10 protein-coding genes and 1 other annotated feature are annotated in these 14215 nt (G+C 51.2%); all 10 genes read right to left on the bottom strand.

From position 1 onward, the window contains the following. Window positions 1-444: 444 nt before the first annotated feature. A complete protein-coding gene (leuS, locus tag HMPREF9443_RS06945; protein WP_009145856.1) occupies window positions 445-2934 on the bottom strand; it encodes a leucine--tRNA ligase in 2490 nt (829 codons plus the stop codon). Between the two features lie 60 nt (window positions 2935-2994). Continuing rightward, window positions 2995-3191 (bottom strand) — a binding site (T-box leader). Window positions 3192-3253: 62 nt separating this feature from the next. Next, complete coding sequence (gene uvrB, locus HMPREF9443_RS06950; protein ID WP_326569846.1) at window positions 3254-5266, bottom strand: excinuclease ABC subunit UvrB; 2013 nt, start codon at window positions 5264-5266, stop codon at window positions 3254-3256. An 82-nt stretch (window positions 5267-5348) separates the two neighbouring features. Next, complete coding sequence (locus HMPREF9443_RS06955) at window positions 5349-6101, bottom strand: exodeoxyribonuclease III (protein WP_040565230.1); 753 nt, start codon at window positions 6099-6101, stop codon at window positions 5349-5351. A gap of 170 nt (window positions 6102-6271) precedes the next feature. Beyond that, window positions 6272-6754: an N-acetyltransferase gene (locus HMPREF9443_RS06960; protein ID WP_044484792.1), complete on the bottom strand. Its 483-nt coding sequence runs from the start codon at window positions 6752-6754 to the stop codon at window positions 6272-6274. Window positions 6755-6915: 161 nt separating this feature from the next. Next, the gene (nuoB, locus tag HMPREF9443_RS06965; RefSeq protein ID WP_009145861.1) at window positions 6916-7638 is read right to left on the bottom strand and encodes an NADH-quinone oxidoreductase subunit NuoB; all 723 of its coding nucleotides are present in this window, start codon (window positions 7636-7638) and stop codon (window positions 6916-6918) included. A 12-nt stretch (window positions 7639-7650) separates the two neighbouring features. After that, window positions 7651-9159 (bottom strand): hydrogenase large subunit, encoded by a 1509-nt coding sequence (locus HMPREF9443_RS06970; RefSeq protein WP_009145862.1) that lies wholly within the window; start codon window positions 9157-9159, stop codon window positions 7651-7653. Between the two features lie 4 nt (window positions 9160-9163). Further along, window positions 9164-10639 (bottom strand): hydrogenase 4 subunit F, encoded by a 1476-nt coding sequence (locus HMPREF9443_RS06975; RefSeq protein WP_009145863.1) that lies wholly within the window; start codon window positions 10637-10639, stop codon window positions 9164-9166. Window positions 10640-10647: 8 nt separating this feature from the next. Next, a complete protein-coding gene (locus tag HMPREF9443_RS06980) occupies window positions 10648-11277 on the bottom strand; it encodes a hypothetical protein (RefSeq protein WP_009145864.1) in 630 nt (209 codons plus the stop codon). Between the two features lie 10 nt (window positions 11278-11287). Next, entirely contained in the window at window positions 11288-12178 is an 891-nt protein-coding gene (locus HMPREF9443_RS06985; RefSeq protein ID WP_009145865.1) for a respiratory chain complex I subunit 1 family protein, read from the bottom strand. Beyond that, window positions 12175-14184, bottom strand: coding sequence for a proton-conducting transporter transmembrane domain-containing protein (locus HMPREF9443_RS06990; RefSeq protein WP_009145866.1), 2010 nt, complete (start codon window positions 14182-14184; stop codon window positions 12175-12177). The genes HMPREF9443_RS06985 and HMPREF9443_RS06990 overlap by 4 nt, the downstream gene beginning before the upstream one ends. Window positions 14185-14215: the final 31 nt, after the last annotated feature.

Raw genomic sequence — 14215 nt, forward strand, 5'->3', positions numbered from 1 at the left:
TGTGCAACTGTTTTCTGAACTCTATCCCCTCTCAGTTACCCTTACGGGTGACAGCTCCCCCCTAGGGGAGCCTCCTTTAAATTAATCGCTGGATAAACATCACAAAAAAACAAAAAGAGCCCCCAAGAATAACAATTACGTTATTCTCAGAGACTCTGAAAATGTAAGCGTTATTTAGTACTACTAAATAATGTCATTGCTGACATGCACTGCTTATTTTTTTGTCCGCGCTACAGTCTGCGGAAACTGCCTGTTGCAGGACAGCTGTAACTGCGGTGGTCGCGGTTAGTAATTAGTGGTTAGTGGCCAGTAATACTAAAGCTCGCGACAGATTTTATTTCTAATTTTATTTCTCCCCTCTTCTTGCTCGCTATCCGCTCGCAACGGGGATTCGTTCCACCATTTCACTTTCTCGCTTCGCTATTGCTCGCGACAAAGTGGGTGTCACTTCGCTACGATGTTTACCAGACGGCCGGGTACGCAGATAACCTTACGTACGGTTGCATCGCCGATGTGAGCCTGAACGTTAGCGTCAGCCATAGCAATCTTCTCCAGCTCTTCCTTGGTAGCTTCAGCCGGAACAGTCAGACGACCGCGAACTTTGCCGTTAACCTGCAGAACGATTTCTACATTGTCAACCTTCAGGGCTTCTTCATCGCACTCAGGCCAGCTTTGTTCATGTACGCTGCTGTTGGCATCGATAGCACCGCGCCACAGCTCTTCGGTGATATGCGGAACAAACGGGCTCATCATCTTGATAAGGTCGGAAATTGCTTCGTAAACCAGACCAGCATTCGGCTCTTTAGCAGCTTCTTTATAAGCATAGAGAGCGTTAACCAATTCCATCATAGTGGAAATAGCAGTGTTGAAGTTGAAGCGGGTTTCGATATCGTTGGTAACCTTCTTAATGCTGCTATGCAGTACACGGCGCAGGTCCTTATCTGCTTCGCTCAGGTTGCTGTGATCGTATTCGGTAACCTTTTGTGCCAGAACAGCTTCAAATGCTTGTACAATACGCCAGATACGGTTCAGGAAGCGGAAGGAGCCTTCAACGCCCTGGTCGCTCCACTCCAGCTCTCTTTCAGGAGGAGCAGCGAAGAGGATGAACAGACGCGCGGTATCAGCACCGTATTTGGAAAGAATTTCTTCAGGGGAAACAACGTTGCCCAGAGATTTACTCATCTTAGCACCGTCTTTGATTACCATGCCCTGAGTCAGCAGGTTGCTGAACGGTTCATCGTAATCAACCAGGCCTGCATCGCGCAGAACCTTTACAAAGAAGCGGGAATACAGCAGATGCAGAATAGCATGCTCAATACCGCCGATATATTGGTCTACAGGACCCCAATAGTTATTGAGCTCCTTGTCAAACGGCATCTTGTCGTTGTGTGCGTCGGTATAACGCAGATAGTACCAGGAGGAGCACAGGAAGGTGTCCATGGTATCGGTTTCACGGGTTGCGTCAGCACCACATTTCGGGCATTTGCAGTGAACAAATTCTTCGGATGTTGCCAGCGGAGATTTAGCACCGGCATTGAAGCTTACGTCCTCAGGCAGGCGAACCGGCAGCTGGTCTTCCGGAACCAGAACCTCGCCGCAGTGCGGGCAATAAATGATAGGAATCGGAGCGCCCCAATAACGCTGACGGCTGATCAGCCAATCGCGCAGACGATAGTTTACACGGCGTTTACCGAAGCCTTCAGCTTCAGCCTTATCCATGATAGCGCTCATAGCCTTGTGCATTTCCATGCCGGTGAATTCGCCGGAGTTAACCAGCATGCCTTCTTTTTCTTCGTAAGCGCAGGTCATTTCTTCCAGCTTCAGCTCTTTGCCAATAGGGCAGATGGTAACGATTTTTTCAATGCCGTATTTGTCAGCAAACATCCAGTCACGTTGGTCACCAGTAGGAACGCCCATTACAGCGCCGGTACCGTAATCATACAGTACATAGTTGGTTACCCAGATTTCTACCTTGCGGCCGGTGAACGGGTTGATGCAGTATACGCCGGTGAATACGCCCTCTTTTTCGGATTCGCTGGAGGTACGTTCAATTTCGGACTGATTGCGTACACGCTCGCAGAAGGCGTTGATTTCGTCAGCCTTCGGATTGTTTTCGCAAATCTTTTTAATCAGCGGATGCTCAGCAGCCAGAGCCATGAAGGTTACGCCGTAAGCAGTATCCGGACGGGTGGTGTAAACAGCAACAGTATCGTTAAGTGCCGGGATTTCAAAGGAGAATTCCAAGCCTTCGCTACGGCCGATCCAGTTATGCTGCATGGTTTTTACGCGCTCGGGCCAGCCCGGCAGCAGGTCAAGATCCTTCAGCAGCTCATCAGCATAATCGGTGATTTTGAAGAACCATTGGCTCAAATCCTTTTTAACAACCTCATGGTCGCAGCGCCAGCATTTGCCGTCGATAACCTGCTCGTTAGCCAATACGGTGTTACAGGTGTCGCACCAGTTTACGGCAGATTCCTTTTTAACTGCCAGACCGCGTTTGTAGAACAGCTCAAAGAACCATTGAGTCCATTTGTAATAATCTTCCTTACAGGTGGTAACCTCGCGGTCCCAATCGTAGGACAGACCGAGAGCCTTCAGTTGGCGAGTCATGTTAGCGATGTTTTCCAGAGTCCATTTTTTAGGCGGAATATTGTGTTTGATAGCAGCGTTTTCAGCAGGCATACCAAAGGAGTCCCAACCCATCGGATGCAGAACGTTGAAGCCCTTCATGGTGCGGAAACGTGCGATTACGTCGCCGATGGAATAGTTACGAACGTGACCCATGTGCAGGTTGCCGGACGGATAGGGGAACATTTCCAGAACGTAGGATTTAGGCTTATCCTTATCCATCTCTACTTTAAAGGTTTTGTTTTCTTCCCAGTATTTTTGCCATTTAGCTTCAATATCATGGGGAGCATACTTTTCTTGAATCATTTCATTACCTCCCAGGTATTATAGTTGGTCGAAAATAAAAAATCCCCGACCTTAAAGAAGGTCAGGGACGAAAAATTCGCGGTACCACCCTGATTGCGGCTACAGCCGCCACTCAATTAGCCTTAACGCAGCATCACGTCCGCACATTTCCTTGCGGCTTCTTCACGGTGAGTTCATCTGCCCTAACTGCCGGCTCGCATCAACCGCCGACTTTCTGTAAGATACTGCAGACTACTGCTCCGCTTCACAGAATTTGAATAAAAATATATTGTATATTATATAACGCCAAACAGGAAAAGTCAAACTTCCGCATCGGCATTTATTTTTTCTTTTTCTTCGGCACCAGCTTCTGCCCCAGCTGTCCTTTGACGATAATCAGCTGGTCACGCAGCTCGGCCGCCGCCTCGAAATCCAGCGCCTTCGCCGTCTCCTGCATCCGTCTTTCCAGCTCGCGGGCCAGCGTGTTCAGCTCCTTAGTTGATTTCTGCTTCAGCTTCTTACTGCTACCATAGGACGTTGCCTCCTCGGTGTCTGCCACCTTCGTCAGCTTAATCAGCTGGCGCTGCTCCTTGTAAATCGTCTTAGGCGTAATGTGGTGCTCCTCGTTGTACGCCTGCTGCTTTTCACGGCGGCGATTAGTTTCGTCTATCGCCCGCTGCATGCTGTCGGTAATACGGTCGGCATACATAATAACACGACCGTGAGCATTACGCGCAGCGCGTCCGATAGTCTGAATCATCGCCGTATCACTGCGCAAAAAGCCTTCCTTATCGGCATCCAGAATCGCAATCAGCGATACCTCGGGCAAATCAAGGCCTTCACGCAGCAGGTTAATGCCTACCAGCACGTCAAACTTACCGGCACGCAGGCTGTCGATGATCTCCGCTCTTTCAATCGTGGCGATTTCCGAATGCAGGTAGCGCACACGCACCCCTGCTTGCTTCAGATATTCCGTCAAGTCCTCCGCCATGCGCTTCGTCAGCGTAGTCACCAGCACACGCTCGCCTGCGGCGGCAACCTTGTTTATTTCGCCCAACAAATCGTCAATCTGTCCCTTAATCGGGCGGATTTCAATCTGCGGGTCCAGCAGTCCGGTCGGACGAATAATCTGCTCGACAACATTGTCCGCCTGCTCCAGCTCATACTTCGCCGGCGTAGCAGAAACATAAATCGCCTGCTTAATCTGTGCCTGAAACTCATCAAAGGTCAGCGGTCTGTTATCATAGGCCGAAGGCAGACGGAAGCCATGCTCCACCAGCATCTCCTTACGCGAGCGGTCACCGGCATACATAGCGCGAATCTGCGGCAGCGTTACATGCGACTCATCCACTACCAGCAAAAAATCCTTAGGAAAATAATTTACCAGCGTAAACGGCGGCTCACCGGCCTTACGGCCAGCCAGATGGCGCGAATAGTTTTCGATGCCGGAGCAATAGCCCATCTCCTGCATCATCTCGAGGTCATAATTCGTACGCTGCTCAAGACGCTGTGCCTCCAGCAGCCTGCCATGCTTATTCAGCTCATCCAGGCGCTCGTCCAGCTCCTCGCGGATATCATTCATAGCGCGTTCAAGATTCTCACGGCTCGTTACATAGTGGCTCGCCGGGAAAATTGCCACATGATTGCGCTGCGCCAGAATCTCGCCCGTCAGCACATCAAATTCCACAATGCGGTCAACCTCATCATCGAACATTTCAATACGCACTGCCTTCTCGCCGTAGGCCGCCGGAATAACCTCAATCACGTCACCGCGCACACGGAAGGTGCCGCGCTTAAAATCAATATCATTGCGCGTATACTGAATCTCCACCAGCTTATGTAAAATCTTCTGGCGGTCGATAATCTGCCCCAAGCGCAGCGACAGCACCATATCATAATACTCCTGCGGAGCGCCTAAGCCGTAAATACAGGAAACGCTGGCTACGATAATAACATCCTTGCGCTCAAACAAAGCGCTGGTCGCACTGTGGCGCAGCTTATCAATCTCATCGTTAATCGAAGCATCCTTCTCAATATACGTATCCGACTGGGGAATATACGCCTCCGGCTGATAATAATCATAATACGAAACAAAATATTCCACCGCATTCTCCGGGAAGAACGCCTTCAGCTCACTCGCCAGCTGTGCCGCCAGCGTCTTATTATGCGCAATCACCAGCGTCGGCTTGCGCACCTTATTGATTACCTGCGCAATCGTATACGTCTTACCTGTACCCGTTGCGCCCAGCAAAACCTGCGTGCGCAGGCCCTGCTCTACGCCCTCCGCCAGGTTGGCAATCGCCTGCGGCTGGTCGCCGGCAGGCTCAAACGGAGCCTGAATTTTAAAATCCATGTTCATCACCAACTAAAAAACAAAAACCAAAACCGTAAAAATGAAAGTACAAAATATGCAATTGCAACGCCAGACTCAACCCTTACACATCCAGCTCAATACTTACCGGACAATGGTCGCTGCCGAAAACCTCATTGTGAATCTCCGCACTCTGCAACTTATCCGCAATCCTGTCCGACACCACAAAATAATCAATACGCCAACCCGCATTCTTCTCGCGCGCCTTAAAGCGATAGCTCCACCAGCTGTACTTAACCTCCTCCGGATGCAGATAACGGAAGCTGTCCGTAAATCCAGCGGCCTTCAGCTCACGGAACTTAGCACGCTCCTCATCCGTAAAGCCTGCATTCCTGCGGTTAGTCTTAGGATTCTTCAAATCAATCTCCTCAGCCGCCACATTCAGATCACCGCAGACAACAACCGGCTTCTTCGCATCCAGCTCCTGCAGATAAGCACGGAACACATCCTCCCACACCATGCGGTAATCAAGACGCGCCAGGCCATCCTTGGAATTAGGCGTATACACCGTCACCAGATAAAAGCTCGCAAACTCCAGCGTAATCACACGGCCTTCCTTATCGTGCTCCTCCTGTCCCAAGCCATAGGTAACAGCCAAAGGCTTAACCTTCGTAAACACAGCAGTACCGCTGTAGCCCTTGCGCTCCGCACTGTTCCAATACTCCTCATAGCCGGGGAACACAAAATCAGCCTGCTCACGCTGCATCTTCGTTTCCTGCAGACAAATAATATCCGGTGCTGCCTCCTGCAAAAATTCGGCAAAGCCCTTCGTCATGCAGGCACGCAAACCGTTAACATTCCAGGAATATAATTTCATAAAATCAACCTCTTTTCCGTAAATTTATCCGGTATAACAACGGTAAAATTACCGTGTAAAATTTATACTCTGTCTTTTTATTTTAACATTCGATGCAAAAAAATAAAAGAGCTGCCCTCAGCGCAGCCTCGTCATCAGCGATGACAAATGTGCACGGCAGCCCTTAAATTTTAGAATTTGATTTGCGACGGCTCATAATCAACTGTTGTCTTGATGAAAGCAATCTCATTGCAGTACGGATACTGCGGACAATACACGCATTCCTTCCATACCTTCTGCGGCAGCTTATCCTTCGCAGTTTCAATATAATCGCACTTGGCAAAAAATCCCGGCTGATAGGTCAGAGTGAAAAACATCGTCACTCCGCGCTCAATGCCCTCCTTTTCCAAATGCTCCACCAGCTGACGGCCTATACCTGTTTTCTGCAAGCTCGGTTCCACCGCCAGCGAGCGGATTTCTGCAAAGCGGTCCCAGACAAAATGCAGCGCACCGCAACCCAACAAGCGGTTGTTTTCCACCGCTAAAATATAATCGCGCAGATTCTCATAAATTGCATTGCGCGCACGTGGCAGCATCAAGCCTTCCTTTGCATAATAATTCAGCAATTTGTGTATATGTTCTACATCGCTGAAAGTTGCCGGTCTAAAAACAATCATTTTTCAAACCCCCTCATTTGTATTCCCCATATCAGTTTATCTAACGTAACTGATTTTCTATATATTATCACGTATTACAGCAGAGTACAAGTATAAAAATGCAAAAAAAGAATTAATCAGTGTAATAAAATACTGATTAATTCTTTTTTAAAACAAGGTTACATTCTTTCCTTCAGCATGTCTGCCGCAGCACACAAAGCCACAATAATTGCAGCAGGTCGCGGCGGGCATCCAGGCACAGCAATATCAACCGGCACCACGTCAGCCGCACGTCCTACAACAGCATAAGTGCTGCCATAGGTTTCGCCGCCACAGGCACAGGCACCGCAAGCCATAACCATTTTCGGTTCAGGCATAGCGTCATAGGTCATACGCAGCGCCTGCTCCAGGTTGCGCGTAACTACGCCGGTAACCATCAGCATATCCGCATGACGCGGAGAAGCAACGAAGGCGATACCGTAACGGTGTAAATCATAAACAGGATTGCTCATCGCACCCAGCTCAAAGTCGCAGGCATTGCAGCTGCCAGCGTCAAGATGACGTACATGCAGAGAGCGTCCCAGCTTTGCCGTAACAGCCTCGCTGACCTCCACGGCACTGTCAGCCAGAATCTGCGCCAAAGCATCATGGTTCGTATGCACCAGCGCCTTACGCGCGCAGGCCTCCACACAGCGTCCGCAGAAAACGCACTTACTGTAATCTATTTTTGCTTTACCGTCAGCCACACTCACAGCGCCGACCGGGCAGGCAGCGGCACAGGCACCGCAGCCGTCACAGCCGCCGTCGCACTGCAGCTGACCGCGCAGACGCTTGTGGCCCGTAGTATCAATATTTTCGGTAGCAATCTTTCCGTGAAAAATTGCCTCCAGCATTTTTAACATCTTGCCACCTCCTTAGCGGTCTATGCAGGCATAGCATAACTCAAAGCTCTTATTTATTAACGGGAAGTCCGGAATGATGTCGCCCTGTACTGCCACAGTTAGTGCCGGCCAGTTAGGATAGGAGGCACTGCGCACAAACAGGCGGTCTATGCGGCCTTCCTTATCCAGCAGCAGGCAGTGCAGATTATCACCGCGGGCAGATTCGCTGATGCCCCAGGTAAAATGACCTTCCTCCTGCTGCAGCTCGCCCAGCTCTACCGCCAGCTGCGTTTCCGCGTTGCGGCGCAGCTTGCTGATAAGCTGACGCACCAGCTTCAGGCTCTGGGCAACCTCACCGATACGCACCTTGATACGTGCTTCGACATCCCCAGCTGTTTCCGTAATAACCTCAAAATCAAGCTCATCATAAATACCGTAGCCGATATCCTTACGGCTGTCACGGGTACTGCCGCTGGCACGCGCACCCACGCCTACCATAGCCAGATCAAAGGCAGTTTCCGGACGCACTCTGCCGGTGGTACGGATACGGTTGACGAAGTTCGCCTGCTCCCACATGATATGCACCATATCGGCATAAACAGCCTCTACCTCACGCAGAACCTCCTCGATTTCCTCCAACATTGCGTCAGTAACATCGTACTGCACACCGCCGGGGATAATCAGGCCGCGCAGGAAACGGTTGCCTGCCAGCATTTCGTTAAGCTGCATCAGGTATTCCTTCAGACGCGCCCCCATGCTGATTACAGGCGAGAAGCCGACACCGGCGCAAATATTGCCCGTATCGCCCACATGGTTATACAAGCGCTCCATCTCCGCAGCCAGTGTACGGATTAACCACGCACGGTAAGGCACCTCCGCCTCCGAACATTTTTCCACCGCCTGACAGAAGCTCAGCGTATTTGCTACACTGCAGGCACCGCAGATGCGTTCTACAATCGGCAGTGCCTCCATCGGAGTAAGACCTTCGACAGCCTTTTCAATGCCGCGATGGGTAAAGAACAGCTTGGCATCCAGCTGCAGCATAGCCTCGCCTGCCTGACTGAAGCGGAAATGACCGGGCTCGATGATGCCTGCGTGGATAGGACCTACAGGAACCTCAAAGAGGCCTTCGCCCTGAGAGGTAAGCATTTCGTATTCACGATTTCCGCGTGCATCGTAATTCTTAGGATATTTTTTCAGCAGCGGATGAAAGCCTTCGGGAAAGCTCTCATGCAGCACCAGCGGACGCATATCGGGATGTCCCTGCGGCTCGAAGCCGAACATATCATGCAGCTCACGCTCATACCAAGCAGCAGCCGGCAGCAGCGTAGTCAGCGACTGATATTCCAGCGGACCATCCGCAGGGAACGGAGCCTTCAAAACATCAATATCGCGTTTGGCAGCATTATAGAACAGGCAGTAGATGGCCAGACCGCCGCCCTGCAGCGTTTCGTCTGCGCCGAACATGGCAGCCAGCGGACGCTTGCCGCTGTCGCTGCAGATATTGGCAGCACCACGCAAATTTTCCGGTTTAACTAGCATTATCTCAGCCTCCTATAATCCGCACAGCCTGGGTCAGCAGATTGTTGAGCCAGGGAATATTTTCAAAGCCGGCGCCCACTACGCAGGTCAAAAGCAGCAGCACAGCCAGCACAGATACGTCGGTCGCGCCCAGCAAATCGCCCAAGGGCTGACGCTTCGATTTATCGCACAGCATACGCATGCCGTGGTACAAAATACCGATTAAAACGCCGGCCAGCAGGATAATCAGCAGACTGCCTGCTACCCAATGTCCCTCACGGAACATAGACGCCATAATGTAAAACTTACTGAAGAAAAGGCCCATCGGCGGCAGGCCCAAAATGCCCAGCATACCCAAAAGCCAGAAGGTCGCGGTATGCGGTACATCCTTAATCATACCATGAATACGCATCATATTACGTGTCTGATATTCTTGGATAATAGTGCCGGCAATATAGAACAGAACAAACTTAATCATCGCATGGCTGTACATATGCAGCATTACAGCCTTCAGGGAAAAAGCGGAAAAGACGCCGATACCGGCAACCATAATGCCGATGTTTTCCATGGAGGAATAAGCCAGAATACGCTTAACGTCGCGCTGTACAACAACGAACGGTACCGCAATGGCCACAGTCAGCACGGCAAAGAACAGCAGCATGCTGCTCATCATCGCAGCGCCTGCTGTCGGCAGCAGGATAACCAGATTACGCAGCAATACATAGATAGCACAGCTGCAGAGTGCACCGCTCAGCATACCGCTGGTCAGCGACGGAGCCTCGGCGTAGGCATCAGGCAGCCAGGTATGCATCGGCGCCATGCCTGCCTTCGTACCGTAGCCGATAACGATAAACAGCAGTGCCAGCTTAGTCATAGCCGGGTTCAGGCTTTTGGCATGCTCATGCAGGTACAGCCAGCTGAGCGCCTTTTCGCCGCCCAACGCATCAAGCTGTGCATAATACAGCACCAGTGTACCCAAAAGTGCCAGACAAATGCCGACGGTACAAACCATGATGTATTTCCACGTTGCTTCCAAAGCAGCGCGGGTGAATTTAAAGGAAATGAGCAACGCACTGATTAAGGTAGTCGCTTCGATGGCTACCCACATCAGACCCAAGTTTTTTACCAGCAGTACGATGAACATCGTCCAGCAGAAAAGCTGCATCAGCGCAAAGTAACGGCCGGTCTGCAGCTGCTCGCCCTTGAGTACGCCGCAGCGCTCTTCACGCGTAAGATAATTACGCGCAGTCCAGGTCGCTGCCAGATAAAGTGTGGTAATAATAATGATTACCCACATATTCAACGCATCAATGTAAAAATAATCGTCTACATAGGGCACAGCGGGATTAAAGGACTTTGCCATCAGCGCTACGCACACACCTACCGCAGTTGCCGTCAGGCGGTGCAGCCAATGCAGGATATTATTGCCGAAGCCCGCAGCCAGTGCCAGCACCGCGCACAAGGGTGGCAGGCATAACAGTACCAAAATATATGTTAACATTACATCCCCTACCCTTTCAGCTTGTCCAGCACATTTGTATCCGTCGTTTTAAACGACAGACGCAGACGCGAGGTTAAAATAACAAGAATAACAACAGCAATCAGCACATCAAGGAAAATACCCAGCTCGATAATCAGCGGCAAGCCTTCTGTCATAATCAGACCGAGCAGGTAAATGCCGTTTTCCAAGGTAATCAGGCCGATCATCTGCATAATGGCACGGCTGCGCATAACAATCAGCGCCAGACCGGTCATAATCATAAACATAGAGGTCGCTAAAATATCGCGTCCCTCTGCCTGCGGCAGCAGACCGTCAATTACCATGTAGCCGAGTGCCATACTGCAGGCTGCAAAAGCAGTGGAATAGTTAACATTGATATCACTGACAATTTCACGCTCATCGCGCAGCTGATTTACCACGCGCAAAATAGCGTAAGGAATAAAGAGCACCTTAACGGCAATCGTCAGCACACCGGGCAGCCAGGCATGCAGGCCGCTGCCATGGCTCATGCCTACGACGAGGCAGGCTGCCGCAATCAGTGCAGACTGCAGCGCCAGGCACAGAGTTGCGCGGCGCAGCTCCACAAAGCGCGTCTGCAGGAAAACGATAAACATTAAACTTACAACCAAATATTCCATCGTTACCTCCTTACTGTGCCACTACTGCCAGCAGCAGCATCAGGCCCGCTGCGGCCAGATATACACGCACCTTGAAAAGGCGCATCTTATTGTTCAAGGTTTCAACCACACCTACAGCCACCGCACTGATAAGCACCTTAAATACAACCGGCAAATCCAGCGGCAGATACAGCATAGCGAAGAGCACTAAGAATACCAGCAGCTTAAGCTGGCTTGCCCAATGGATGAGCGCCAGCAGACGGCCGGAATATTCCAGTGTCATGCATTCATGAATCATCGTCAGTTCCAGATGCGTATCAGGGTTATCAACCGGGATACGGCTGTTTTCTGCGAGCAGCACCAGGAAGAAGGCAATGCAGGTCAGCACGCCTGCTACCGTCAGGTTAACCTCATCCGTACGCAGGCTCATGCCTGCCAGCGAGGTGCTGTTGGTGTGCAGCACGTTGGAAAGCACGGCCAGCATTACCACAGGCTCAACGAAGGCTGCCACATAAACCTCACGGCTGCCGCCCATGCCGCCGAAGGCGGTGGCTGCATCCATCGAGGAAACTGCCATAAAGAAGCGTCCCAAAGCCAACAGATAAACAAATACAAAAACGTCGCCGAAGCCGGCCTGACCGCCTAAGAATCCCGGCAGCATGCAGGCTGCCGCAAAGGTCGTCAGAAAATATACGCAGGGTGCCAGACGGAAGGTGATGCTGGTATAAGGAGTAAGCATAGTAGGCTTGCCCCACCATTTGCGGATATCGTAATATTCCTGCCAGATGCTGCTGCCGATACGGTTCTGCATCCAGGCCTTTACCTTTTTAACAATGCCGGTTACCAGCGGAGCGCACAAAAGCAGCAAAACTGCCTGCGCCATACCGAGGGCCAGCTGTAACAATTCATTCTCTAAAATCATTTATAAAGCGCCCCCCATACCAGTACAAACATCATTGCCACCATAACATAGGCAACATATAAACGCACACTGCCCTGCTGCAGACGGCGCAGGAAGTTGGAAACACTTACAAAATGCTTCTGCAGGGGCTGATAAAGCTTTTCTGTAATCATATCGGGAATTTCCAGCTTGTAGGAAAGCTGACGGCCGAAGTAAGCATGCTCCTTGCGCATGTAGGTTACCTGACGCTTGGGCTTCAGCAGATAATCGAAGGCACGACGTACAGGCTTACTGAAGCCGGTTGCGGAATACTGCTGACGCTGCGTCGGATAGGTACCGCAGTTCCAGGTAACATCCTCCACAACAAAGCAATCCTTAACAGCGAGCCACAGCACTGCGCCCAGTACCAGCAGCAGAGCCAAGAGCAGCAGCGGCTTGTAGCAGACAGCAGTGCCTACACCGGCCCACGCCAGATTCATACCGAAGGCATCAAGTGCGACAGGCATGCCCAACGCCAGCATTGCTGCACGTACAACAGGCAGCGGATAAAGACCGCAAGCAACAACTAAAACAGATGCTACGCCCATAGCAGCGAGCATAAATTTATCGGATTCGTGCGCATGCTCCACGATTTCACTGCGAGCACGGCCCAGGAAGGTGATGCCGAAGAAGCGTACAAAGCAGCCTAGAGCCAGTGCTCCGGTAAAGCCCAGCAGAACAAAGGACACTGCCGTCCACAGGCGGATATCCTGACCTGCGCAGCTTGTACCCAGGCTGATAAAGCTCTGCAGCACCAGCCATTCACCGGTAAAGCCGTTCGTCAGCGGAATAGCGGCGAGTGCCAGCGAGCCGACGAAAGCAAAAACAGCGGTATACGGCATTTTGCGTGCGAGGCCGCCGAACAGCTCCAGGTTTTTGCTTCCGGTACCGTGCATAATACTGCCGGCACACATAAACATCAGCACCTTCATAATGCTATGGTTAAAGGCATGCACCAACGCAGCCACAAAGCCAAGCATATAAAAGCTGCTGCCGGAAGCCTTCATCAGCATACCGCAGCCGAAGGCAGCAAAAATTACGCCCATATTTTCCACGGAGGAATAAGCAAGCACGCGCTTGATATCCGTTTCCATCTGGGCATAGAGTACGCCCAAAAATGCGGATACTACGCCTGCCAGCAGTACAGCAACGCACCACCAGTAATTCCAGGCAGGCAAAAAGCTGAACATAAAACGACCGAAGCCATAAAGCGCAATCTTCAGCATAACACCGCTCATCAGCGCGGAAACGTGACTGGGTGCTGCCGGATGCGCCTTAGGCAGCCACACATGCAGCGGCACCAGACCGGCCTTCAAAGCAAAACCGACAAAGGCACAGACAAAAACAAGATGCTGCCAACTGCCATCCAACGTATTCTTGGCCATAGCAGCAAAGCTGAAGCCCTCGCTGGCAGAGCCTGTCAGCAAAAAGGCAATCATAATCGCCGCCGTACCTACGCTGGTCATAACCAGATACTGATAGGCAGCATTCCAGGTAGCACGCTTTTCGGATTCATGGTTAACCAGCATAAAGGAGGCTACGGCCATAATCTCCCAGAAAAGCAGGAAGCTGAAGGCATCGCCGGCCAGCAGCACCAGTACCATAGACATGATAAACAGGCACCACATACCTCCCAAAAGGCGCAGACGGCTGCCCTCATAACCACGCGCATAACCAAGCGCGTACAGGCTGGTAACAACACCGGCGATACCGATCAAAAGCAGAAAGACTGCGCTCCAGCCATCGCAGCCTAAAGAATACGAGCCCCAGATCAGGGGTGCGGGGCTCACGCCGCCGAAAAGCAGCAGGCCTGCTGCATAAGCGCAGACAGCGCTGCCAAAAAGGGCAGCGCTGTTAGCAAGCCAGTGTGCAGCACGCTGCATGCCGTGGGGAAGCAGCATGGTTAATACGCCGATGCCATAGAAGCCCACAGACACCAAAAACATTTCCATTTCATCACCTACACATAAAAATTTCAACTTCTTCACAAAAATGACATGTATTGTTAATTATAACACA

It is taken from the genome of Phascolarctobacterium succinatutens YIT 12067, assembly GCF_000188175.1.
Taxonomy (GTDB): Bacteria; Bacillota; Negativicutes; order Acidaminococcales; family Acidaminococcaceae; genus Phascolarctobacterium_A; species Phascolarctobacterium_A succinatutens.

What these genes read in the sequence shown, in the direction of transcription:
- leuS (WP_009145856.1), bottom strand. Translation starts at nt 2,934, where the DNA reads ATGATTCAAGAAAAGTATGCTCCCCATGATATTGAAGCTAAATGGCAA.
- uvrB (WP_326569846.1), bottom strand. Translation starts at nt 5,266, where the DNA reads ATGGATTTTAAAATTCAGGCTCCGTTTGAGCCTGCCGGCGACCAGCCG.
- HMPREF9443_RS06955 (WP_040565230.1), bottom strand. Translation starts at nt 6,101, where the DNA reads ATGAAATTATATTCCTGGAATGTTAACGGTTTGCGTGCCTGCATGACG.
- nuoB (WP_009145861.1), bottom strand. Translation starts at nt 7,638, where the DNA reads ATGTTAAAAATGCTGGAGGCAATTTTTCACGGAAAGATTGCTACCGAA.
- HMPREF9443_RS06970 (WP_009145862.1), bottom strand. Translation starts at nt 9,159, where the DNA reads ATGCTAGTTAAACCGGAAAATTTGCGTGGTGCTGCCAATATCTGCAGC.
- HMPREF9443_RS06975 (WP_009145863.1), bottom strand. Translation starts at nt 10,639, where the DNA reads ATGTTAACATATATTTTGGTACTGTTATGCCTGCCACCCTTGTGCGCG.
- HMPREF9443_RS06980 (WP_009145864.1), bottom strand. Translation starts at nt 11,277, where the DNA reads ATGGAATATTTGGTTGTAAGTTTAATGTTTATCGTTTTCCTGCAGACG.
- HMPREF9443_RS06985 (WP_009145865.1), bottom strand. Translation starts at nt 12,178, where the DNA reads ATGATTTTAGAGAATGAATTGTTACAGCTGGCCCTCGGTATGGCGCAG.